A 22,005-nucleotide genomic window follows, 5' to 3' on the forward strand; every position below is an offset into this window, starting at 1 on the left:
GTTACACCGTTTCCTTCTGTTCTTTAAATTTACGCTGCAATTCTTTTTCCACCTGCTTAGCACGCCAGATATTGTTCAGGGCGTTAACCATCGCTTTAGCGGAAGATTCGACGATATCGGTCGCCAGACCCACGCCGTGGAATTTGCGATTGTTATAGTTGACCACGATATCCACCTGACCCAGCGCGTTCTCGCCGTGGCCTTTAGCCGTGAGCTTGTAGTTCACCAGTTCCGCTTCAAAACCGGTAATACGGTTAATCGCCTGATAAACGGCATCAACCGGACCGTTGCCAGTGGCGGCGTCAGCTTTGGTTTCTTCGCCACAGCCCAGCTGTACCGACGCGGTGGCGGTGACGCTGGAACCGGTCTGCACGTTGAATTCTTTCAGCTGGAAATGTTCCGGTTCTTCATTCTGTTTGTTGATGAAGGCCAGTGCTTCCAGGTCGTAATCGAACACCTGGCCTTTTTTGTCGGCCAGCTTCAGGAAGGCGTCGTACAGGGTATCCAGGTTGTAGTCGGTCTCTTTGTAACCCATCTCTTCCATACGGTGTTTCACCGCCGCGCGGCCTGAACGTGAGGTCAGGTTGAGCTGGATTTTGTGCAGGCCGATGGATTCCGGCGTCAGGATTTCGTAGTTTTCGCGGTTTTTCAGCACGCCATCCTGATGGATACCGGAGGAGTGGGCGAAGGCGTTTGAACCGACTACCGCTTTGTTCGCCGGGATCGGCATGTTGCAGATCTGGCTGACAGTCTGACTGGTACGGTAGATTTCCTGATGTTTGATATTGGTGTGCACGTTCATGATCTGCTGGCGGGTTTTAATCGCCATGATCACTTCTTCCAGCGCACAGTTACCGGCACGTTCGCCCAGGCCATTCAGCGTACCTTCAACCTGACGCGCACCCGCCATCACGGCGGCAATGGCGTTACCGGTGGCCATACCCAGGTCATCATGGGTATGCACGGACAGAATGGCTTTATCGATGTTCGGTACGCGATTCACCAGCTGGCTGATGATGTTGGCGTACTCGTGCGGCAGGGTGTAACCCACGGTATCCGGGATATTGATGGTGGTGGCACCGGCGTTGATCGCGGCTTCCACCATACGGCACAGGTCGTCAATCGGCGTGCGGCCACCATCTTCGCAGGAGAACTCGACGTCGTTGGTGTAGTTGCGGGCGCGTTTGATCATATGCACGGCACGCTCAATCACCTCGGGCAGCGTGCTGCGCAATTTGGTGGCGATGTGCATCGGCGAAGTGGCGATGAAGGTATGGATACGGAACGCTTCAGCGACGCGCAGGGATTCGTAAGCGGCATCGATATCCTTTTCAACGCAACGTGCCAGTCCGCAGACGCGGCTGTTTTTGATGGTGCGCGCGATGGTCTGAACCGATTCAAAATCGCCCGGTGAGGAGACCGGGAAACCGACTTCCATCACGTCTACGCCCATACGTTCCAGCGCCAGGGCGATCTGCAGTTTTTCTTTAACACTCAGGCTGGCCTGTAATGCCTGCTCGCCATCACGCAGAGTGGTATCGAAAATAATAACTTGCTGGCTCATCGTAATCTTCCTTATGCATTAACTTCGCCGGTGCTACGAGCATAAAAAAACCCGCGCATGGCGCGGGTTTTTTAAACTTTCTGCAGGTTCGAATCAGTTGTCGATTCCGCCCACGAGTCTACCGCGCAATGGGGATGCGTTTAGTAGTAGACCAAGTAGACGGAAAGAACGGGACATGGATCAAACCTCGTAAATTGAGTGCTGCACATATTGATACTGAGAAAGGCCGACGATGTCAACCATAAGTGAAAGGTTATTTCCCGATGCGCTTAAGGCGGATCTGCTGTGATAATCCGCTTGTTCAGAGGAAAAACAAATATTAAGGGGGGAGGGGTTAGCTGAATCCGACTTAAAAAAAGTTTTAAAAATGAATGTTAATTTTAACGTGATGATTTTTATATGTTTTTTATAGGCGGTTTCTCTGGCAATAAGTCAGTATTCACCGGGTTGTTTAGACGATTCTCATGTGAGAAACAGATTTTAAAGATAATCACGCCAGAAATTAATTGGCGGGTAAGATTGTGGGCTGGAACGTTGCAAAATATGCATCGTATATTTCTTATAACTCGCTGGAAATAATCGCCAGGCCAGCATTATCCTCTGCCCTTCGGTGCTGGCATTAGTTTAATCCTCGCAAGCGATTATCACCCCTTAGTGCCTTTACTGCCACCATCAGCACGGTACGGCGTTGCGGCGTTTGCCTGCCGGGTTTTCTGCGGTTATGGTAATCGACCTACTCTCAAAAGAATGAACTCAAGTAGATTTCCCTGTACCTGGAAGGTGGAAATGACTTCCCTCTTCTGAGCATAAACATAAGGTTTTGATCTTAATTGGCGAATATGGGGCAGGATGCAAGTGGCGCGCCGGAAAGCGGTCGTCAGTGGATTCAGTTCCTCAAGCCTGGAGGCAGAAAATGGAGATGTTGTCAGGAGCCGAAATGGTCGTCCGTTCGTTAATCGATCAGGGCGTTAAGCAGGTATTCGGTTATCCGGGCGGAGCGGTGCTCGATATTTATGACGCTCTGCAAACGGTCGGTGGTATTGACCACGTATTAGTTCGCCATGAGCAGGGCGCTGTACATATGGCTGACGGCCTGGCGCGCGCCACCGGCGAAGTTGGCGTCGTGCTGGTGACTTCCGGCCCGGGTGCCACCAATGCCATTACCGGCATCGCGACTGCCTATATGGACTCCATCCCGATGGTGGTGCTGTCGGGTCAGGTGCCTTCTTCGCTGATCGGTTATGACGCTTTCCAGGAGTGCGACATGGTCGGGATTTCCCGTCCGGTGGTGAAGCACAGCTTCCTGGTGAAAAGCACCGAAGAAATCCCCACCGTGATCAAAAAAGCCTTCTGGCTGGCGTCCAGTGGCCGCCCGGGTCCGGTGGTCATCGATCTGCCGAAAGATATTCTTAACCCGGCCAATAAGCTGCCCTACGTCTGGCCGGAATCGGTCAGCATGCGTTCCTACAACCCGACGATTCAGGGCCACAAGGGACAGATTAAGCGCGCGTTGCAGACCCTGCTGGCGGCGCATAATCCGGTGATGTACGTGGGTGGCGGTGCCATTACCTCGGGTTGTGAAGCGGAACTGCTGCAACTGGCGGAAACGCTGAACATTCCGGTGACCACTTCCCTGATGGGATTGGGTGCCTTCCCGGGTACGCATCGTCAGTGCGTGGGTATGCTCGGCATGCACGGCACCTATGAAGCCAACATGGTCATGCACAACGCCGATCTGATTTTCGGCATCGGTGTGCGCTTCGATGACCGCACCACCAACAACCTGGCGAAATATTGTCCGAATGCCACGGTGATGCATATCGATGTTGACCCGACTTCGATCTCCAAAACCGTCGCGGCGGATATTCCTATTGTTGGCGATGCGAAACAAACGCTGTCGCAAATGCTGGAGTTGCTGGCACAGACCGACGTGAAGCAGGAGCTCGACAGCCTGCGCGACTGGTGGCAGCGCATCGACGGCTGGCGCAGCCGCAAATGCCTCGAATTTGATCGCACCAGCGACAAAATCAAACCGCAGGCGGTTATCGAAACCATCTGGCGTTTGACCAAAGGCGAGGCTTACGTCACGTCAGACGTCGGTCAGCACCAGATGTTTGCTGCGCTGTATTATCAGTTTGATAAGCCGCGTCGCTGGATCAACTCCGGTGGCCTCGGCACCATGGGCTTTGGCCTGCCTGCCGCGCTGGGTGTGAAAATGGCGCTGCCGGAAGAAACCGTTATCTGTGTCACCGGTGACGGCAGTATCCAGATGAACATTCAGGAACTCTCGACCGCGCTGCAATACGATTTGCCGGTGCTGGTGCTGAACCTGAACAACCGCTTCCTCGGCATGGTGAAGCAGTGGCAGGACATGATCTACTCTGGCCGCCATTCGCAATCCTATATGGAATCACTGCCGGACTTCGTGCGTCTCGCTGAGGCTTATGGCCATGTGGGTATCGCCATTCAGCATCCGGCCGAGCTGGAAGAGAAACTGACGCAGGCGCTGGAGACCCTGGCGAAAGGGCGTCTGGTGTTTGTGGATGTGACCGTGGATGGCAGCGAGCACGTTTACCCGATGCAGATTCGTGGTGGCGGTATGGACGAGATGTGGTTGAGCAAAACGGAGAGGACATAATTATGCGTCGCATTTTATCGGTACTGCTGGAGAACGAATCCGGCGCATTGTCCCGCGTGATTGGGCTGTTTTCGCAGCGTGGCTACAACATCGAAAGTCTGACGGTTGCCCCGACTGACGACCCCACCCTGTCGCGCATGACGATTCAAACCGTCGGCGATGCCAAGGTGCTGGAGCAGATCGAGAAGCAACTGCACAAGCTGGTGGACGTGTTACGTGTCAGCGAACTGGGGCAGGGTGCCTACGTTGAACGTGAAATCATGCTGGTGAAAATCCAGGCCACCGGTTATGGCCGCGAAGAAGTGAAGCGTAGCGCGGAAATTTTCCGTGGACAGATCATCGACGTGACGCCGACGCTGTACACGGTTCAGCTGGCGGGCACCAGTGACAAACTGGATGCGTTCCTGAACACCGTTCGTGACGTCGCGGAGATCGTGGAAGTGGCACGCTCCGGTATCGTCGGCGTGGCACGTGGCGAGCGCATTATGCGTTAATCGTCACCCACCTGATTGAACCTCAATGCTAACCCGGCGGAATGCCGGGTTTTTTTATTTTATGCGCTTGCACACCCCGGCGGATAAAAGCGGTTGCTCAGCGTAGTTTTCTGCGGTTAGATGTTACAAATGTTTTACCCTTAGCTAATCTGCGGACATTTTCGCCAGCATGGCTAATCAGGAATTAAGGTGTCATCGTGAAACTGGATGAAATCGCGCGCCTGGCTGGCGTGTCGCGCACCACGGCCAGCTACGTCATTAATGGCAAAGCGCGGCAATATCGTGTCAGCGACAAAACCGTCGAGAAAGTGATGGCGGTGGTGCGTGAGTACAATTATCACCCAAATGCCGTGGCGGCGGGGTTGCGTGCCGGGCGTACCCGTTCAATTGGCCTGGTGATACCCGATCTGGAAAACACCAGCTATACGCGTATCGCCAACTATCTTGAGCGTCAGGCACGCCAGCGTGGCTACCAGCTGCTGATCGCCTGCTCGGAAGATCAGCCTGACAATGAAATGCGTTGCATCGAACATTTGTTGCAGCGTCAGGTAGATGCGATCATCGTCTCCACCTCGTTGCCGCCGGAGCATCCGTTTTATCAGCGCTGGATCAACGATCCTCTGCCGATTATTGCGCTGGATCGCGCGCTGGATCGTGAACATTTTACCAGTGTGGTGGGTGCCGATCAGGATGATGCCCAGGCGCTGGCCGCTGAATTGCGTCAGCTACCGGTGAAAAATGTGCTGTTCCTCGGAGCACTGCCAGAGTTGTCGGTGAGTTTCCTGCGTGAAATGGGCTTCCGTGAAGCATGGAAGGACGACGAACGCCCGATTGATTATATCTACTGCAACAGCTTTGAACGCACTGCGGCGGCGGCCCTGTTCGAGAAGTATCTGGAAGATCACCCGATGCCGGAGGCCTTGTTCACCACTTCCTTTGGTCTGTTGCAGGGGGTTATGGATGTCACGCTGAAACGTGACGGGCGGTTGCCCACCGATCTGGCGATTGCCACTTTTGGCGACCATGAATTACTGGATTTCCTCGAATGCCCGGTGCTGGCGGTGGGACAGCGTCATCGCGATGTGGCCGAGCGCGTTCTTGAGCTGGTTTTAGCCTCGCTGGATGAACCGCGAAAACCGAAGCCAGGTTTAACCCGAATTCGCCGTAATTTATTCCGTCGTGGTCAATTAAGCCGCCGGACAAAATGAATGATGGGCGGCGTGCTGCCCACTTTATTCATCATGCTTTTAATTTCCCCCGCAACCTTCCACGTAAAAAAGCGTAAATTCTGGTCTACCTTGCTAACAAATTAAGCGCACTACCTTTTCTTATTTGTTTACATCTTCGGCATCTGCTGCTAGCAGAGCTGTCGCGATGGTGCTGGGCTTCCTTTAGGAAATCCCCTAAAATGCAGCCGCTGTCGCATATCGTCAGATATTTATCAAAACGCGATAAAGCGCTTTATTTTTCGCCGCTTTTCAATACGTGAAAATTTTTATTCCATTATTCATCAGGTTAATTTTTATTTTGCCATTCACGACCTTCTTATTCCCACCGCCAAATAATTTCACCCGCTGTAAAGAGTGATATTCACTTGCCGTTGCGGCTTGACAAGGATTTCATCGGCTCCGTAAACTCTTTTCGTGGTAAAATGTGGGATAAAGTGGTGAAAAAGGGTATCTGAGGGGTGAGGCTGGCATGTTCCGTGGGGCAACGTTAGTCAATCTCGACAGCAAAGGGCGACTGGCCGTACCAACGCGCTATCGTGAATTGCTGATCGCAGAGTCTCAGGGTCAAATGGTTTGTACCATTGACCTCCACCAGCCCTGCCTGCTGCTTTATACCCTGCCCGAATGGGAAATCATTGAGAAAAAGCTGTCTCGCTTATCCAGCATGAATCCCGCCGAGCGTCGCGTGCAGCGGCTGCTGTTGGGTCATGCCAGTGAGTGTCAGATGGATAATGCAGGCCGCCTGCTACTGGCGAATACCCTTCGTCAGCATGCGAGCCTGAGCAAAGAAGTGATGCTGGTTGGACAGTTCAACAAGTTTGAATTGTGGGATGAACAGACCTGGTATCAACAAGTTAAGGACGATATTGACGCAGAACAGTCGGCTCAGGAGCCTTTATCTGAGCGGTTGCAGGACTTGTCGCTATAGCTATGCAGGAAAATTTCAAACACACCACAGTGCTGCTGGATGAGGCGGTTAACGCGCTCAATATCAGGGAAGACGGCATATACATTGACGGCACTTTTGGTCGCGGTGGTCACTCCAGATTGATCCTTTCGCAACTTGGCGCGAACGGGCAGCTACTGGCGATAGATCGCGATCCGCAAGCCATAGCCGCAGCCGCTGAGATAAAAGATCCGCGCTTCTCGATCGTCCACGGGCCGTTTTCGGCGCTGGCGGAGTACGTGACCGAGCGCGGGCTGAACGGAAAAATTGACGGCGTTTTACTGGATTTAGGCGTGTCATCGCCGCAGCTGGATGACGCCGAACGTGGATTCTCTTTCATGCGTGATGGGCCGCTGGACATGCGCATGGACCCGACGCGCGGACAATCGGCGTCGGAATGGTTGCTCGGTGCGGAAGAGGCGGATATCGCCTTTGTTCTGAAGACCTACGGCGAGGAACGCTTCGCCAAACGTATTGCCCGCGCAATTGTTGAGCGCAACCGTGAGCAGCCGATGACGCGCACCAAAGAACTGGCCGACGTTATCTATGCAGCAACACCGGTGAAAGACAAGTTTAAGCACCCGGCGACCCGCAGTTTTCAGGCGATTCGCATCTGGATCAACAGCGAACTGGAAGAGATCGACATCGCGCTGAAAGGGGCATTGTCGGTGCTGGCACCTGGCGGAAGGTTGTCAGTGATCAGCTTCCATTCACTGGAAGATCGCCTCGTGAAACGCTTTATGCGCGATCAGAGTCGTGGTCCGCAGGTACCGGCGGGCATTCCGATGACCGAGACGCAGCTGAAAGCGCTGGGTGGTCGGGAGCTGAAAACCCTCGGCAAATTGGTGCCGGGAGACGCCGAAGTCGCTTACAACCCACGCGCACGGAGTTCCGTGTTGCGTATTGCTGAAAGGACGGCGTCATGATCGGAAACGAACGCCACAGTCTGCCCGGCGTCATCGGTGGCGATTTGCTGCGGTTTGGCAAGATCCCGGTGCTGTTGCTGGTGGCCGTTTTAGTTTCCGCCATGCTGGTGGTGACGACGACGCACAAAACGCGTCGTCTGACGGCAGAACGCGAACAGCTGGTGCTGGAGCGTGACGCATTAGATATCGAATGGCGCAACCTGATTCTTGAAGAGAACGCCCTCGGCGACCACAGCCGGGTAGAACGAATCGCAACCGACAAACTGCAAATGCAGCATGTCGATCCTTCGCAGGAAAACATTGTGGTGCAGCAATAAGGAATCTCAGAACCTGATGAGCGGCGCGAGCAAAACGCTGAAGTTGAAAAAACAGGAAGATAAGGCCAGCTTTGTAAGCTGGCGTTTTGCGTTGCTGTGCGGCTGTATTTTACTGGCGCTGGGTGGCCTGCTGTCTCGCGTAGCCTGGTTACAGGTGATCAATCCTGACAAACTGGTGAAAGAAGGCGACCTGCGTTCGTTACGCGTGCAGGCCGTGCCGACCGCCCGCGGCATGATTAGCGATCGTGCGGGCCGTCCGCTGGCGGTGAGTGTGCCGGTGAACGCCATCTGGGCCGATCCGAAAGAATTGAATGAACACGGCGGCGTCTCCCTCGATAGCCGCTGGAAAGCGCTTTCCGATGCGCTGTCGATCCCCCTCGATCAACTCTCCACGCGTATCAATGCCAACCCGAAAGGCCGCTTTGTCTATCTGGCACGCCAGGTGAATCCGGCGATTGGCGAATACGTCAAAAAACTCAAGCTGCCGGGTATCTACCTACGTGAAGAGTCACGCCGCTATTACCCGGCGGGGCAGGTTACCGCGCATCTGATTGGCTTCACCAATATCGATGGCCAGGGCATTGAAGGCACAGAAAAAAGCTTCGACAAATGGCTGACCGGCGAACCCGGTGAACGTACCGTGCGTAAAGATCGCTTTGGTCGCGTGATTGAAGATATCTCGTCGGTTGATAGCCGTGCCGCCCACAACCTGACGCTGAGCATTGATGAACGCCTGCAAGCGCTGGTGTACCGCGAACTGAATAACGCGGTGGCTTTCAACAAAGCAGAATCTGGCTCGGCGGTGCTGGTGGACGTCAATACCGGTGAAGTGCTGGCGATGGCCAACAGCCCGGCCTACAACCCGAACAATCTGGGCAACACGCCGAAAGATGTGATGCGTAACCGCGCCATCACCGACATCTTCGAACCGGGTTCTACCGTGAAGCCGATGGTGGTGATGACCGCCCTGCAACGCGGTGTGGTGAAAGAAAACAGCGTATTGAATACCGTGCCTTATCGTATCAATGGTCATGAGATCAAAGATGTGGCGCGTTACAACGAATTGACCCTGACCGGGGTTCTGCAGAAGTCGAGTAACGTCGGGGTTTCCCGTCTGGCGTTAGCGATGCCGTCCTCAGCTCTCGTAGATACTTACGCGCGCTTTGGACTGGGTAAGCCGACCAATTTGGGGTTGGTCGGAGAAAGCAGTGGCTTATATCCTCAAAAACAACGGTGGTCTGACATAGAGAGGGCCACCTTCTCTTTCGGCTACGGGCTAATGGTAACGCCGTTACAGTTAGCGCGAGTCTACGCAACCATTGGCAGCTATGGCGTCTATCGTCCGCTGTCGATTACCAAAGTTGATCCACCGGTACCCGGTGAGCGTGTTTTCCCGGAAGAACTGGTGAAAACTGTGATGCATATGATGGAAAGCGTCGCACTGCCCGGTGGCGGTGGCGTGAAGGCGGCCATCAAGGGCTACCGTATTGCGATTAAAACCGGGACCGCGAAAAAAGTCGGACCGGATGGGCGCTACGTCAATAAATACATTGCTTATACCGCGGGCGTTGCGCCTGCCAGTCATCCTCGTTTCGCGCTGGTGGTGGTGATCAACGATCCCCAGGCCGGTAAATATTATGGTGGTGCGGTCTCCGCGCCGGTGTTCGGTGCCATCATGGGCGGCGTGCTGCGTACCATGAATATCGAACCCGATGCGCTACCGGTAATTGATAAGAACGAGTTGGTGAAGAACCGAAGTGAGGAACCAAGTGACAGATCGTAACCTGCGCGATTTACTGGCCCCGTGGGTGCCGGGCGCGCCGGCGCGTCCACTCCGTGACATGACACTGGATAGCCGCTCTGCGGCTTCTGGCGATCTGTTTATCGCCGTGGTGGGCCATCATGCTGATGGACGTCGATTTATTCCGCAGGCTATTGCCCAGGGCGTGGCGGCAGTGATTGCCGAAGCCGAGGGTGAGGCCAGCGATGGAGATATCCGTGAGATGCATGGCGTCCCGGTTATCTACCTGGCGCAGTTGCCGCAGCGTCTCTCGGCACTGGCTGGACGCTTTTATCAGCAGCCTGCTGAAAAGCTTAAATTAATTGGCGTCACCGGCACCAACGGTAAAACCACTACCACGCAGTTGATTGCGCAATGGGCCAATCTGCTGGGTGAAACCGGTGCCGTCATGGGCACGGTAGGTAACGGTCTTTACGGGCATCTGGTACCCACCGAAAACACCACCGGTTCAGCGGTGGATGTGCAGCACGTTCTGCACGGCCTGGTTGGCCTGGGTGCAACGCTTGGGGCGATGGAAGTGTCATCGCACGGTCTGGTGCAACATCGCGTGGCTGCGCTGCCGTTTGCTGCGGCGGTATTCACCAATCTGAGCCGTGATCACCTTGATTACCACGGCGATATGCAAAGCTATGAATCTGCTAAATGGCTGCTGTTTTCAGAACATCAGGTTGGCGCGGCGATTATCAATGCGGATGACGAAGTCGGACGCCGCTGGCTGGCCAAACTGCCGGATGCCGTTGCCGTCACCATGCAGGATAACCTGCAACCGGGTTGTCATGGCCGCTGGCTGAAAGCCACGGCAGTGACGTATCACGATGGTGGCGCGCATATTCGCTTTAGCTCCAGCTGGGGCGACGGTGAGTTCGATAGCCGCCTGATGGGCGCTTTCAATGTCAGCAATCTGCTGCTGGCGCTGGCAACCCTGCTGTCGCTGGATTATCCGCTGGCGTCGCTGGTCAGCAGCGCGTCACAGTTGCTGCCGGTGACCGGTCGCATGGAAGTCTTTAGCGCACCTGATAAACCTACCGTAGTGGTGGATTACGCCCATACGCCGGATGCGCTGGAGAAAGCGCTGGAAGCCGCTCGCCTGCATTGCAAAGGCCAGCTGTGGTGCCTGTTTGGTTGTGGCGGCGATCGCGACAAAGGTAAGCGCCCACTGATGGGAGCCATCGCAGAACAGTTCGCTGACGTGGTGGTGATCACCGATGACAATCCGCGCAGCGAAGATCCGCAGGCGATTGTGAATGATATTTTGACCGGTCTGCTCGATCCGGGCCGCGCCCGTGTGGTGGCTGGCCGCGCGCAGGCGGTAACTAACGCCATCATGCAGGCCAAAAGCAACGATATCGTGCTGGTAGCTGGCAAGGGCCATGAAGATTATCAGATCGTCGGCAATCGTCGTCTGGATTACTCGGATCGCGACACCGTCGCGCGTCTGCTGGGGGTGATGGCATGATCCCGCTTTCACTCGCAACCCTGGCGGAAATCTCGGGCGGCACGCTGATCGGTGACGATCTTAGCGTGAATGACGTAGTGACCGATACCCGCAAGGTGACGGCAGGTTGCCTGTTTGTCGCGCTGGTGGGGGAACGTTTCGATGCCCATGATTTCGCCGCGGATGCCATCGCTCAAGGTGCGCAGGCGTTGCTGGTCAGTAAACTGCTGCCAGTGGCGGTACCGCAGGTGGTGGTGGCCGATACGCGCATTGCTTTTGGTCGCCTCGGTGGCTGGGTGCGCCAGCAGGTAAAAGCGCGCGTGGTGGCGTTAACCGGTTCGTCGGGTAAAACCTCGGTTAAAGAGATGACCGCAGCGATTCTGCGTCAGTGCGGCGAAACGCTGTATACCGCTGGCAACCTGAACAACGATTTTGGCGTGCCGATGACGCTGCTGCGTCTGACCAAAGAACATGATTATGCGGTGATTGAGCTGGGTGCTAACCATCAGGGCGAAATTGCTTACACCACCGATCTGGTGCGTCCGGAGACGGCGCTGGTCAATAACCTGGCCGCGGCGCATCTGGAAGGGTTTGGTTCACTGGCAGGCGTTGCTAAAGCAAAGGGCGAGATTTTTGCCGGTTTGCCGCCTCACGGCACAGCCATCATCAACGCAGAGAGCAATGATCTGCTGAACTGGCAACCGCAGTTTGCCGGTAAAACCCTGTGGCGTTTTTCGCCGCAGCCGCAGGCGGATGCTGAGTTCCGCGCCAGTGATATCACGCTGCGCCCGGACGCCACTCTGTTCACGCTGCATACCCCGCGTGGCGACATTGCCATCACGCTGCCACTGCCGGGACGTCACAACATTGCCAACGCTTTGGCGGCGGCGGCATTAGCGTTATCGGTCGATGCACCGCTGAGCGCGATTCAGGCGGGCCTGAAAACCTTGCAGCCTGTTCCAGGACGCTTGTTCCCGGTTCGTCTGGCTGAACATCAGCTGCTGCTTGATGATAGCTACAACGCCAATGTCGGTTCGATGACCGCTGCTGCGCAGGTGCTGGGTGATATGCCGGGCTACCGCGTGATGGTGGTGGGTGATATGGCCGAACTGGGGGAGGAGGCTGAAGCCTGCCATCGTCAGGTCGGTGACGCGGCCAAAGCCGCCGGAATTGATTGTGTGCTGAGCACCGGATGCTTAAGCCAGTTGATCAGTGAAAACAGTGGCAATGGCGAGCATTTCGCCAGTAAAGCCGCGCTGATTGAACGTTTGCGGACGCTATTGTCCGAACATCAGGACATTACCATTTTGATTAAGGGTTCGCGTAGTGCCGCCATGGAGCAGGTAGTACAGAGCTTACAGGAGAAAGGAACATGCTAGTCTGGCTGGCCGAGCATTTGGTCGCACTTTATTCCGGCTTTAACGTCTTTTCCTATCTGACGTTTCGCGCCATTGTCAGCCTGCTGACCGCGTTGTTCATCTCATTGTGGATGGGCCCCCGCCTGATTGCCTGGCTGCAAAAACTGCAGATTGGCCAGGTGGTGCGTAACGATGGTCCTGAGTCGCATTTCAGTAAACGCGGCACCCCGACCATGGGCGGCATCATGATCCTCACCTCCATCACCGTGTCGGTGCTGATGTGGGCGTATCCGTCGAACCCGTATGTCTGGTGCGTACTGGCTGTGCTGATCGGCTTCGGCATTATCGGATTCGTCGATGATTACCGCAAAGTGGTGCGCAAAGACACCAAAGGCCTGATTGCACGCTGGAAATATTTCTGGATGTCGGTGATCTCGCTGGGTGTGGCCTTCGCGCTGTACCTGGCGGGTAAAGATACCCCGGCGACCGAGCTGGTGGTGCCGTTCTTTAAAGACATCATGCCGCAGCTGGGGCTGTTCTACGTTCTGCTGGCCTACTTCGTGATTGTCGGCACCGGGAACGCGGTCAACCTTACCGATGGTCTGGATGGCCTGGCAATCATGCCCACGGTGTTTGTTGCAGCTGGCTTTGCGCTGGTGGCCTGGGCGACCGGTAACGTGAAGTTTGCTGAATATCTGCACATTCCGTATCTGCGTCATGCGGGTGAACTGGTGATTGTGTGTACCGCGATAGTCGGGGCCGGTCTTGGCTTCCTGTGGTTCAACACCTATCCGGCGCAGGTCTTTATGGGCGATGTCGGTTCACTGGCGCTGGGTGGCGCGCTGGGCACCATTGCGGTGCTGCTGCGTCAGGAATTTTTGCTGGTGATCATGGGTGGCGTGTTCGTGGTGGAAACGCTGTCGGTGATCCTGCAGGTGGGATCGTTCAAGCTGCGCGGGCAACGTATTTTCCGCATGGCCCCGATCCATCACCACTATGAATTGAAAGGCTGGCCGGAGCCGCGCGTCATCGTGCGCTTCTGGATCATTTCGCTGATGCTGGTGCTTATTGGCCTGGCAACGCTGAAGGTACGTTAATCATGGCTGACTATCGGGGCAGAAAAGTCGTCATCATCGGGTTGGGCCTGACGGGTCTCTCCTGTGTTGATTTCTTTTTAGCGCAGGGGGTGACCCCTCGCGTGATGGACACCCGTGTGTCACCACCTGGGCTGGATAAATTGCCGGAGCAGGTGGAGCGCTATGTCGGTGGATTGAACGACGACTGGCTGCTGGCAGCGGACCTCATCATCGCCAGCCCCGGCATTGCCCTGGCGCATCCGGCGCTGAGTGAAGCCGCTGATGCCGGTATCGAAATTGTCGGCGATATCGAACTGTTTTGCCGTGAAGCCCAGGCACCGATTGTGGCGATTACCGGCTCGAACGGTAAAAGCACCGTGACCACGCTGGTCGGTGAGATGGCGCGTGCCGCAGGCTGGCAGGTGGGGGTTGGCGGCAACATCGGTTTACCGGCGCTGTCGCTGCTGAAATCCCCGGCGCAGCTGTATGTGCTGGAACTTTCCAGCTTCCAGCTGGAAACCACCCATAGCCTGAAAGCCGCAGCGGCAACCATCCTCAACGTGACTGAAGATCATATGGATCGCTACCCGCTGGGGATGCAGCAATATCGTGCCGCCAAATTGCGTATCTATGAAAACGCCAGCGTCTGCGTGGTGAACGCCGATGACGGCATGACCATGCCGGTTCGCGGTGCCGATACCCGCTGCGTCAGCTTTGGTATCGACCTCGGTGATTACCATCTCAACCGGCAGCAGGGGAGCACCTGGCTGCGGGTGAAGGGTGAGAAAGTGCTGAACACCGACGAAATGAAGCTGGTGGGTCAGCACAACTATACCAACGCGCTGGCGGCACTGGCGCTGGCGGATGCGGTGAATATTCCGCGTGCGTCCAGCCTGAAAGCGTTAACTACCTTCACTGGCCTGTCGCACCGTTTCCAGCTGGTGCATGAAGCGAAGGGTGTGCGCTGGATTAACGATTCAAAAGCCACCAACGTGGGCAGCACCGAAGCCGCACTGAATGGTTTGCAGGTTAAAGGGACGTTGTGGCTGCTGCTGGGTGGTGATGGTAAATCGGCCGATTTCAGCCCGCTGGCGCGTTACCTGCAAGGTAACAATATACAGCTGTTCTGCTTTGGTCGTGATGGCGACGCGCTGGCCGCGCTGCGTCCGGAAATCGCCACGCGTACCGAAACCATGCAGCAGGCAATGGAACAAATTGCCAGCCAGGTGAAAGCGGGCGATATGGTTTTACTGTCACCTGCCTGCGCCAGCCTCGATCAGTTCCGTAATTTTGAACAGCGCGGCGACCAGTTCGCGCAACTGGCGAAGGAGCTAGGCTGATGCGAATTCCCGGTGCCGCGATAGCCAGCTTCCTCTCCCTGCGCCTGAAAGATTGGGTGATGGGGTCGCGTGAGAATGAAGATGCGCCAGTGGTGCTTTATGACCGTACGCTACTGTGGCTGACCTTCGGTCTGGCGATTGTCGGTTTCGTGATGGTGACCTCGGCTTCCATGCCGGTAGGGCAGCGCCTGAACGAAGATCCGTTCTATTTTGCCAAGCGCGATGCGTTCTATATCGCTCTGGCAGTCGGTATGGCGCTGGTCACGCTGCGCGTGCCGATGGATTTCTGGCAGCGCTACAGCAACGTGATGCTGGTGGTGTCGGTGGTAATGCTGTTGATCGTGCTGGTAGTAGGGAGCTCGGTGAACGGGGCCTCACGCTGGATTGCACTGGGGCCGCTGCGTATTCAGCCGGCAGAACTCTCAAAGCTGACGCTGTTCTGTTACCTCGCCAGTTATCTGGTGCGCAAAGTCGAAGAGGTGCGCAACAACTTCTGGGGCTTCTGTAAACCGATGGGCGTGATGGTGATTCTGGCGGTGTTACTGCTGGCACAGCCAGACCTCGGTACGGTGGTGGTGCTGTTCGTGACGACGCTGGCGATGCTGTTTCTTGCCGGGGCAAAATTATGGCAGTTCCTGGCGATCATCGGATCCGGCATGTTTGCAGTGGTCCTGCTGATTATCGCTGAACCCTACCGTATGCGCCGTGTGACCTCGTTCTGGAACCCGTGGGAAGATCCATTCGGTAGTGGATACCAGTTAACCCAGTCACTGATGGCGTTTGGACGTGGTGAATTCTGGGGGCAGGGCCTCGGGAATTCAGTGCAGAAACTGGAATATCTGCCCGAAGCGCATACCGACTTTATCTTCTCCATCATCGGTGAAGAATTGGGTTATGCCGGTGTGGTTTTGGCGCTGTTGATGGTATTCTTCGTCGCTTTTCGCGCGATGTCGATTGGCCGCCGCGCGCTGGAGATTGACCAACGTTTTTCCGGCTTCCTGGCGTGTTCCATCGGGGTGTGGTTCAGCTTCCAGGCACTGGTTAACGTCGGTGCCGCCGCCGGTATGTTGCCGACCAAAGGTCTGACGTTGCCGCTGATCAGTTACGGCGGTTCCAGTTTGATCATCATGTCGACGGCCATCGTGTTTTTGTTGCGCATAGATTATGAAACGCGTCTGGCAAAAGCCCAGGCGTTTACCCGAGGTGGTCGATGAGTGGGAAGCGACTGATGGTGATGGCGGGTGGTACCGGTGGACATGTGTTCCCTGGTCTGGCTGTCGCCCATCATCTGATGGAACAGGGCTGGCAGGTACGCTGGCTGGGAACCGCCGATCGTATGGAAGCCGATCTGGTGCCGAAGCATGGTATCGAGATTGATTTTATCCGCATCAGCGGTTTGCGCGGTAAAGGGGTAAAAGCACAACTGCTGGCCCCGGTACGTATTTTCAATGCCTGGCGTCAGGCGCGCCGCATCATGAAAAACTGGCAGCCGGATGTGGTGCTGGGCATGGGTGGCTATGTTTCGGGTCCTGGTGGCCTGGCCGCGTGGAGTTGCGGCATCCCGGTGGTGTTGCATGAACAGAATGGTATTGCCGGACTGACTAACAAATGGCTGGCGAAAATCGCCACCAAAGTGATGCAGGCTTTCCCTGGCGCATTCCCCAACGCGGATGTGGTGGGTAACCCGGTGCGTACCGATGTGCTGGCGCTGCCGTTGCCCGCCGAACGCCTGGCAGGACGGAGCGGACCGGTACGGGTGCTGGTAGTCGGGGGCAGCCAGGGCGCGCGTATTCTGAACCAGACGCTGCCTGCGGTTGCCGCCGAACTGGGCGATGCCATCACCTTATGGCATCAGACCGGCAAAGGTGCGCTGGAAACGGTGCAGCAGGCTTACCGAGATGCGGGTCAGCCGCAGCATAAAGTCACCGAGTTTATCGATGACATGGCCGCTGCCTACGCCTGGGCTGATGTGGTGGTTTGCCGCTCAGGCGCACTGACGGTGAGTGAAGTGGCTGCCGCAGGTTTACCGGCGATTTTCGTGCCTTTTATGCATAAAGATCGCCAGCAGTACTGGAATGCGTTGCCGCTGGAGCAAGCGGGCGCAGCCAAAATTTTTGAGCAGCCGCAGTTCACCGCGGCTGTGGTAGCGGACACGTTGCGCCACTGGGATCGCCCCACACTGCTGACCATGGCAGAAAAGGCCCGCCAGGTGGCAATTCCTGATGCAACCGATCGGGTTGCGCAGGAAGTGGCAGGTGCCGCGAAATAAGTTAATCGGTCAGCGAGGCTGACCCGTACCTGACTCAGGTACAAATGGAAAACACAGGTAACAGAGACAGATGAATACACAACAATTGGCAAAACTGCGTTCTATTGTGCCCGAGATGCGTCGCGTCCGGCACATCCACTTTGTCGGCATCGGTGGTGCTGGCATGGGCGGTATTGCCGAGGTGTTGGCGAACGAAGGTTATCATATTAGCGGTTCCGATTTGGCACCCAACCCGGTCACGCAACATCTGGCGTCGCTGGGCGCAACTATCTACTTCAACCATCGTCCGGAAAATGTGACCGATGCGAGCGTGGTCGTGGTTTCCACCGCCGTGGCGCAGGACAACCCGGAGCTGGTTGCGGCGCGTGAGCAGCGTATTCCGGTGATTCGCCGCGCAGAGATGCTGGCCGAACTGATGCGCTTCCGTCACGGCATCGCGATTGCCGGTACGCACGGTAAAACCACCACCACCGCGATGGTGGCGAGCATCTATGCTGAAGGCGGTCTGGACCCTACCTTCGTCAACGGTGGCCTGGTGAAAGCCGCCGGGACCCATGCGCGTCTGGGTAGCAGCCGTTACCTGATTGCCGAAGCGGACGAGAGCGATGCGTCTTTCCTGCATCTGCAACCGATGGTGGCGATTGTCACCAATATCGAAGCCGATCATATGGATACCTATCAGGGCGATTTCGAGAACCTGAAGCAGACGTTCATTAACTTCCTGCACAATCTGCCGTTCTATGGCCGTGCAGTGATGTGTGTGGATGACGTGGTTATCCGTGACCTGATCCCGCGCGTCGGGCGTCAGATCACCACTTACGGTTTCAGCGACGATGCGGATGTCCGTATTGAAAATTACGAGCAGCGTGGCGCGCAGGGCTATTTCACCCTGATCCGCCACGACAAGCCGGTACTGCATGTCACGCTGAACGCACCGGGTCGCCATAACGCCCTGAACGCAGCGGCGGCGGTAGCGGTAGCCAGCGAAGAAGGTATCGACGACAGCGCCATTCTGGCCGCGCTGGAGAGTTTCCAGGGCACCGGCCGCCGTTTTGACGTGCTGGGTGAATTTGATACCGCACCCGTGAACGGTAAGCCAGGCAGCGCCATGCTGGTTGATGATTACGGTCACCATCCGACCGAAGTGGATGTGACCATTAAAGCGGCACGTGCTGGCTGGCCAGAGAAAAAGCTGGTGATGGTATTCCAGCCGCATCGCTACACGCGTACCCGTGATCTCTTCGACGATTTCGCCAACGTGCTGTCGCAGGTGGATGTGCTGCTGATGCTGGATGTGTATCCGGCAGGTGAAACGGCCATCCCGGGAGCGGATAGCCGCTCGCTGTGCCGTGCGATTCGCGGTCGTGGCAAAGTGGACCCAATCCTGGTGTCAGAACACGATGCGCTGCCAGAAGCACTGGCCCCGCTGCTGACCGGCAACGATCTGGTGATTGTGCAGGGCGCGGGCAACATCGGCAAAATCGCCCGCAAGCTGGCAGAAATCCGTTTGCAACCCACGGTGAAAGCGGAGGTGCGCAATGGCTGAGAAGGTCGCGGTATTGTTAGGTGGTACGTCGGCGGAGCGTGAAGTTTCGCTGATGTCCGGTAACGCGGTACTGGCCGGGTTGCGTGAAATGGGCATTGACGCACATCCGGTGGATACGCGTGAAGTGTCGGTGCTCAACCTGAAGCAACAGGGATTTGATAAAGCCTTTATCGCGCTGCATGGCCGTGGCGGTGAAGACGGTACGTTGCAGGCGGTGCTGGAATTCCAGCAGATGCCATATACCGGCAGCGGCGTGATGGCTTCGGCGATCACCATGGATAAACTGCGCAGCAAACTGCTGTGGCAGGGCAGGGGATTGCCTGCGGGTAAATTTGTCTGGCTGACTCGTCAGCAGCAGGACAACGGTTTAGATGCAGCGACGCTGGCGTCGATTGAAGCCCTGGGTTTGCCGCTGTTCGTTAAGCCGAGCTGCGAAGGTTCCAGCGTGGGTATCAGCCGGGTGAATACGCTCGACGCGCTGCCTGCGGCGCTGGAAGAAGCTTTTCGTCACGACGAAGACGTGCTGGTTGAGGCCTTTCTGAGTGGTGCGGAATACACCGTCGGTATCTTAGGCGAGCAGATTCTGCCTTCCATCAGAATTAAGAGCGCCAGCGAGTTCTATGACTATGAAGCAAAATACATTTCTGACGATACTGAGTACTTCTGCCCGAGTGGTTTGAGTGCCGAACGGGAAGCAGAATTGCAGGCGCTGGTGGTGGCGGCCTGGCGTGCGCTGGGATGCAGCGGCTGGGGACGTGTTGATGTGATGGTGGACGGTGATGACAACTTCCAGTTGCTGGAAGTGAATACCTCGCCGGGCATGACCAGCCATAGCCTGGTGCCGATGGCAGCGAAGCAGGCGGGACTGAGCTTCCCGCAGTTGGTTGCACGTATTCTGGAGCTGGCCGACTGATATGTCACAGGCGGCGCTGAACGTACGCAACCGCGAACCCCAGGAGCGCACGCGCACCGGGCGTAGCAACGGTGCCCGACTTTTCGGCATCGTGTTCCTGCTGATTGTGCTGGGCATTATGGTGGCCGGCGGGCTGGTGGTGCTGAAGTGGATGAATGATGCTTCCCGCCTGCCATTATCGAAACTGGTGGTGACCGGTGAAACGCATTACACCACGCACGATGACATTCGCCAGGCGATTTTGTCACTCGGCGCACCGGGCACGTTTATGTCGCAGAACGTCGACATTATCCAGCAGCAAATTGAACGTTTGCCGTGGATTAAACAGGTCAGCGTGCGTAAGCAGTGGCCTGATGAGCTGAAGATTAACCTGGTGGAGTTTGTTCCGGTGGCTCGCTGGAATGACCTGCATATGGTGGACGCCGATGGTGTCTCCTTCAGCGTCCCGGCCAGTCACATTGGCAAAGAAAATATGCCGATGCTGTACGGGCCTGAAGGCAGTGAGAAAGAGGTACTGGCCGGTTATCACACCATGAGTGATGTGCTGAAGGCCAGCAAGTTTACCCTGAAGGTCGCGTCGATGACGGCGCGGCGCTCGTGGCAGCTGGTGACCAGTGACGATGTGCGCATCGAACTGGGTCGCAGCGATACCATGAAGCGTCTGAACCGTTTTATTGAGCTCTATCCGGAACTGCAACAGCAGGCCCAGAGCGGTAATAAGCGCATCAGTTATGTCGATTTGCGCTATGACTCGGGTGCCGCCGTAGGATGGGCACCGGCACCGTTAGAGCCACAGGAAGTCAATCAGCAACAGAACCAGGCACAGGCTAAACAACAATGATCAAGGCAACGGACAGAAAACTGGTAGTAGGACTCGAAATCGGCACCGCGAAGGTCGCCGCCCTGGTTGGGGAAATTCTGCCCGATGGTATGGTCAACATTATTGGGGTGGGCAGCTGCCCGTCTCGCGGTATGGATAAAGGTGGCGTGAATGACCTTGAATCGGTGGTGAAATGCGTGCAGCGCGCCATCGATCAGGCTGAATTGATGGCAGATTGCCAGATTTCATCCGTCTACCTTGCTTTATCGGGCAAACATATCAGTTGTCAGAACGAAATCGGGATGGTTCCGATTTCCGAAGAGGAAGTGACTCAGGATGATGTAGAGAACGTCGTGCATACCGCGAAATCGGTCCGCGTACGTGACGAGCACCGTATCCTGCATGTTATTCCTCAGGAATATGCCATCGATTATCAGGAAGGCATCAAAAATCCGGTTGGGCTGTCCGGCGTGCGTATGCAGGCGAAGGTTCATCTGATCACCTGCCACAACGATATGGCGAAAAATATCGTGAAGGCAGTGGAACGATGTGGCCTGAAAGTGGACCAACTGATTTTTGCCGGACTGGCGTCCAGCTTCTCAGTATTGACTGAGGATGAACGTGAGCTGGGAGTCTGTGTTGTTGACATCGGTGGCGGTACAATGGATATCGCGGTATACACCGGCGGCGCGCTGCGCCACACCAAAGTGATCCCTTATGCCGGGAACGTGGTGACCAGTGATATCGCCTATGCCTTCGGTACGCCGCCAACGGATGCCGAAGCGATTAAAGTACGCCACGGCTGTGCGCTGGGTTCCATCGTCGGTAAAGACGAGAATGTGGAAGTCCCGAGCGTAGGTGGACGTCCACCACGCAGCCTGCAACGTCAGACGCTGGCGGAAGTGATTGAGCCGCGTTACACCGAATTGCTGAATCTGGTGAATGACGAGATTCTGCAACTGCAAGAACAACTGCGCCAGCAAGGCGTGAAGCACCATCTGGCGGCCGGTATTGTGCTGACCGGTGGCGCGGCGCAGATTGAAGGCCTGGCGGCCTGCGCCCAGCGTGTTTTCCACACGCAGGTGCGTATTGGTCAGCCACTGAACATCACTGGCCTGACGGATTATGCGCAGGAGCCGTACTACTCAACCGCAGTTGGTCTGCTGCATTACGGCAAAGAGTCACATATGAACGGTGATGCTGAAACGGAAAAACGTGCTTCAGTGGGCAATTGGTTTAAACGCATCAACAGCTGGCTGAAGAAAGAGTTTTAATTTTTGTAAAAGGGGATCATGCTGGCTTTTTTTATGATCTCCAGGCGACAGGCACATAA

General features: G+C 56.1%; 19 protein-coding genes. 17 read left to right on the top strand and 2 right to left on the bottom strand.

Annotated features, from left to right (window positions below):
• Nucleotide 1: 1 nt before the first annotated feature.
• Together leuA and leuL are read right to left on the bottom strand one after the other, a co-directional pair.
• Nucleotides 2–1,564, bottom strand: coding sequence for a 2-isopropylmalate synthase (gene leuA, locus HA50_RS03455; protein ID WP_084872644.1), 1,563 nt, complete (start codon nt 1,562–1,564; stop codon nt 2–4).
• A 93-nt stretch (nt 1,565–1,657) separates the two neighbouring features.
• Nucleotides 1,658–1,741 carry a leu operon leader peptide gene (gene leuL / locus HA50_RS32110; protein ID WP_139810964.1) on the bottom strand — a complete coding sequence of 28 codons (84 nt, stop codon included), beginning with the start codon at nt 1,739–1,741 and terminating at the stop codon, nt 1,658–1,660.
• A 736-nt stretch (nt 1,742–2,477) separates the two neighbouring features.
• Between leuL and ilvI the strand changes: the two genes are divergently transcribed.
• The 17 genes from ilvI to ftsA all read left to right on the top strand — a co-directional run bounded on the left by ilvI (nt 2,478) and on the right by ftsA (nt 21,946).
• Nucleotides 2,478–4,202: an acetolactate synthase 3 large subunit gene (gene ilvI, locus HA50_RS03460; protein WP_084872647.1), complete on the top strand. Its 1,725-nt coding sequence runs from the start codon at nt 2,478–2,480 to the stop codon at nt 4,200–4,202.
• A gap of 2 nt (nt 4,203–4,204) precedes the next feature.
• Nucleotides 4,205–4,696, top strand: coding sequence for an acetolactate synthase small subunit (ilvN, locus tag HA50_RS03465; RefSeq protein ID WP_084872650.1), 492 nt, complete (start codon nt 4,205–4,207; stop codon nt 4,694–4,696).
• Nucleotides 4,697–4,893: 197 nt separating this feature from the next.
• Nucleotides 4,894–5,904: a catabolite repressor/activator gene (cra, locus tag HA50_RS03470; RefSeq protein ID WP_084872652.1), complete on the top strand. Its 1,011-nt coding sequence runs from the start codon at nt 4,894–4,896 to the stop codon at nt 5,902–5,904.
• Between the two features lie 490 nt (nt 5,905–6,394).
• Nucleotides 6,395–6,853 (top strand): division/cell wall cluster transcriptional repressor MraZ, encoded by a 459-nt coding sequence (mraZ, locus tag HA50_RS03475; RefSeq protein ID WP_084872656.1) that lies wholly within the window; start codon nt 6,395–6,397, stop codon nt 6,851–6,853.
• 2 nt (nt 6,854–6,855) lie between these two features.
• A complete protein-coding gene (rsmH, locus tag HA50_RS03480; protein WP_084872659.1) occupies nt 6,856–7,797 on the top strand; it encodes a 16S rRNA (cytosine(1402)-N(4))-methyltransferase RsmH in 942 nt (313 codons plus the stop codon).
• Nucleotides 7,794–8,114 (top strand): cell division protein FtsL, encoded by a 321-nt coding sequence (gene ftsL, locus HA50_RS03485; RefSeq protein WP_084872661.1) that lies wholly within the window; start codon nt 7,794–7,796, stop codon nt 8,112–8,114. Before rsmH ends, ftsL begins: the two co-directional genes overlap by 4 nt.
• Before the next feature lie 16 nt (nt 8,115–8,130).
• Nucleotides 8,131–9,897 (top strand): peptidoglycan glycosyltransferase FtsI, encoded by a 1,767-nt coding sequence (locus HA50_RS03490; protein WP_084872664.1) that lies wholly within the window; start codon nt 8,131–8,133, stop codon nt 9,895–9,897.
• Nucleotides 9,884–11,371 carry a UDP-N-acetylmuramoyl-L-alanyl-D-glutamate--2,6-diaminopimelate ligase gene (gene murE, locus HA50_RS03495; protein WP_084872666.1) on the top strand — a complete coding sequence of 496 codons (1,488 nt, stop codon included), beginning with the start codon at nt 9,884–9,886 and terminating at the stop codon, nt 11,369–11,371. Before HA50_RS03490 ends, murE begins: the two co-directional genes overlap by 14 nt.
• Nucleotides 11,368–12,729 carry a UDP-N-acetylmuramoyl-tripeptide--D-alanyl-D-alanine ligase gene (gene murF, locus HA50_RS03500; protein ID WP_084872669.1) on the top strand — a complete coding sequence of 454 codons (1,362 nt, stop codon included), beginning with the start codon at nt 11,368–11,370 and terminating at the stop codon, nt 12,727–12,729. The genes murE and murF overlap by 4 nt, the downstream gene beginning before the upstream one ends.
• The gene (gene mraY, locus HA50_RS03505; protein ID WP_084872672.1) at nt 12,723–13,805 is read left to right on the top strand and encodes a phospho-N-acetylmuramoyl-pentapeptide-transferase; all 1,083 of its coding nucleotides are present in this window, start codon (nt 12,723–12,725) and stop codon (nt 13,803–13,805) included. Before murF ends, mraY begins: the two co-directional genes overlap by 7 nt.
• 2 nt (nt 13,806–13,807) lie before the next feature.
• Complete coding sequence (gene murD, locus HA50_RS03510; protein WP_084872674.1) at nt 13,808–15,124, top strand: UDP-N-acetylmuramoyl-L-alanine--D-glutamate ligase; 1,317 nt, start codon at nt 13,808–13,810, stop codon at nt 15,122–15,124.
• Nucleotides 15,124–16,338 (top strand): cell division protein FtsW, encoded by a 1,215-nt coding sequence (gene ftsW / locus HA50_RS03515; protein ID WP_084872677.1) that lies wholly within the window; start codon nt 15,124–15,126, stop codon nt 16,336–16,338. Before murD ends, ftsW begins: the two co-directional genes overlap by 1 nt.
• Entirely contained in the window at nt 16,335–17,393 is a 1,059-nt protein-coding gene (murG, locus tag HA50_RS03520) for an undecaprenyldiphospho-muramoylpentapeptide beta-N-acetylglucosaminyltransferase (protein ID WP_084872680.1), read from the top strand. Before ftsW ends, murG begins: the two co-directional genes overlap by 4 nt.
• A 70-nt stretch (nt 17,394–17,463) precedes the next feature.
• On the top strand, nt 17,464–18,939 hold the full coding sequence (gene murC, locus HA50_RS03525; RefSeq protein WP_084872683.1) for a UDP-N-acetylmuramate--L-alanine ligase: 1,476 nt from the start codon (nt 17,464–17,466) through the stop codon (nt 18,937–18,939).
• Entirely contained in the window at nt 18,932–19,852 is a 921-nt protein-coding gene (locus tag HA50_RS03530) for a D-alanine--D-alanine ligase (protein WP_084872685.1), read from the top strand. The genes murC and HA50_RS03530 overlap by 8 nt, the downstream gene beginning before the upstream one ends.
• 1 nt (nt 19,853) lies before the next feature.
• Nucleotides 19,854–20,693 (top strand): cell division protein FtsQ, encoded by an 840-nt coding sequence (gene ftsQ, locus HA50_RS03535; protein ID WP_084872687.1) that lies wholly within the window; start codon nt 19,854–19,856, stop codon nt 20,691–20,693.
• On the top strand, nt 20,690–21,946 hold the full coding sequence (gene ftsA, locus HA50_RS03540; protein ID WP_013507861.1) for a cell division protein FtsA: 1,257 nt from the start codon (nt 20,690–20,692) through the stop codon (nt 21,944–21,946). The genes ftsQ and ftsA overlap by 4 nt, the downstream gene beginning before the upstream one ends.
• The last annotated feature ends 59 nt before the right edge of the window (nt 21,947–22,005 follow it).

The organism is Pantoea cypripedii, from assembly GCF_002095535.1.
In the GTDB taxonomy this organism is placed as follows: domain Bacteria; phylum Pseudomonadota; class Gammaproteobacteria; order Enterobacterales; family Enterobacteriaceae; genus Pantoea; species Pantoea cypripedii.

Excerpts from the sequence above, each read along its gene's own strand:
- mraY (WP_084872672.1), top strand. The coding sequence starts at position 12,723 with ATGCTAGTCTGGCTGGCCGAGCATTTGGTCGCACTTTATTCCGGCTTT.
- murD (WP_084872674.1), top strand. The coding sequence starts at position 13,808 with ATGGCTGACTATCGGGGCAGAAAAGTCGTCATCATCGGGTTGGGCCTG.
- leuL (WP_139810964.1), bottom strand. The coding sequence starts at position 1,741 with ATGTCCCGTTCTTTCCGTCTACTTGGTCTACTACTAAACGCATCCCCA.
- murC (WP_084872683.1), top strand. The coding sequence starts at position 17,464 with ATGAATACACAACAATTGGCAAAACTGCGTTCTATTGTGCCCGAGATG.
- ftsQ (WP_084872687.1), top strand. The coding sequence starts at position 19,854 with ATGTCACAGGCGGCGCTGAACGTACGCAACCGCGAACCCCAGGAGCGC.
- murG (WP_084872680.1), top strand. The coding sequence starts at position 16,335 with ATGAGTGGGAAGCGACTGATGGTGATGGCGGGTGGTACCGGTGGACAT.
- ftsL (WP_084872661.1), top strand. The coding sequence starts at position 7,794 with ATGATCGGAAACGAACGCCACAGTCTGCCCGGCGTCATCGGTGGCGAT.
- ilvN (WP_084872650.1), top strand. The coding sequence starts at position 4,205 with ATGCGTCGCATTTTATCGGTACTGCTGGAGAACGAATCCGGCGCATTG.
- HA50_RS03490 (WP_084872664.1), top strand. The coding sequence starts at position 8,131 with ATGAGCGGCGCGAGCAAAACGCTGAAGTTGAAAAAACAGGAAGATAAG.
- HA50_RS03530 (WP_084872685.1), top strand. The coding sequence starts at position 18,932 with ATGGCTGAGAAGGTCGCGGTATTGTTAGGTGGTACGTCGGCGGAGCGT.
- mraZ (WP_084872656.1), top strand. The coding sequence starts at position 6,395 with ATGTTCCGTGGGGCAACGTTAGTCAATCTCGACAGCAAAGGGCGACTG.
- murF (WP_084872669.1), top strand. The coding sequence starts at position 11,368 with ATGATCCCGCTTTCACTCGCAACCCTGGCGGAAATCTCGGGCGGCACG.
- ftsW (WP_084872677.1), top strand. The coding sequence starts at position 15,124 with ATGCGAATTCCCGGTGCCGCGATAGCCAGCTTCCTCTCCCTGCGCCTG.
- ftsA (WP_013507861.1), top strand. The coding sequence starts at position 20,690 with ATGATCAAGGCAACGGACAGAAAACTGGTAGTAGGACTCGAAATCGGC.
- rsmH (WP_084872659.1), top strand. The coding sequence starts at position 6,856 with ATGCAGGAAAATTTCAAACACACCACAGTGCTGCTGGATGAGGCGGTT.
- ilvI (WP_084872647.1), top strand. The coding sequence starts at position 2,478 with ATGGAGATGTTGTCAGGAGCCGAAATGGTCGTCCGTTCGTTAATCGAT.
- leuA (WP_084872644.1), bottom strand. The coding sequence starts at position 1,564 with ATGAGCCAGCAAGTTATTATTTTCGATACCACTCTGCGTGATGGCGAG.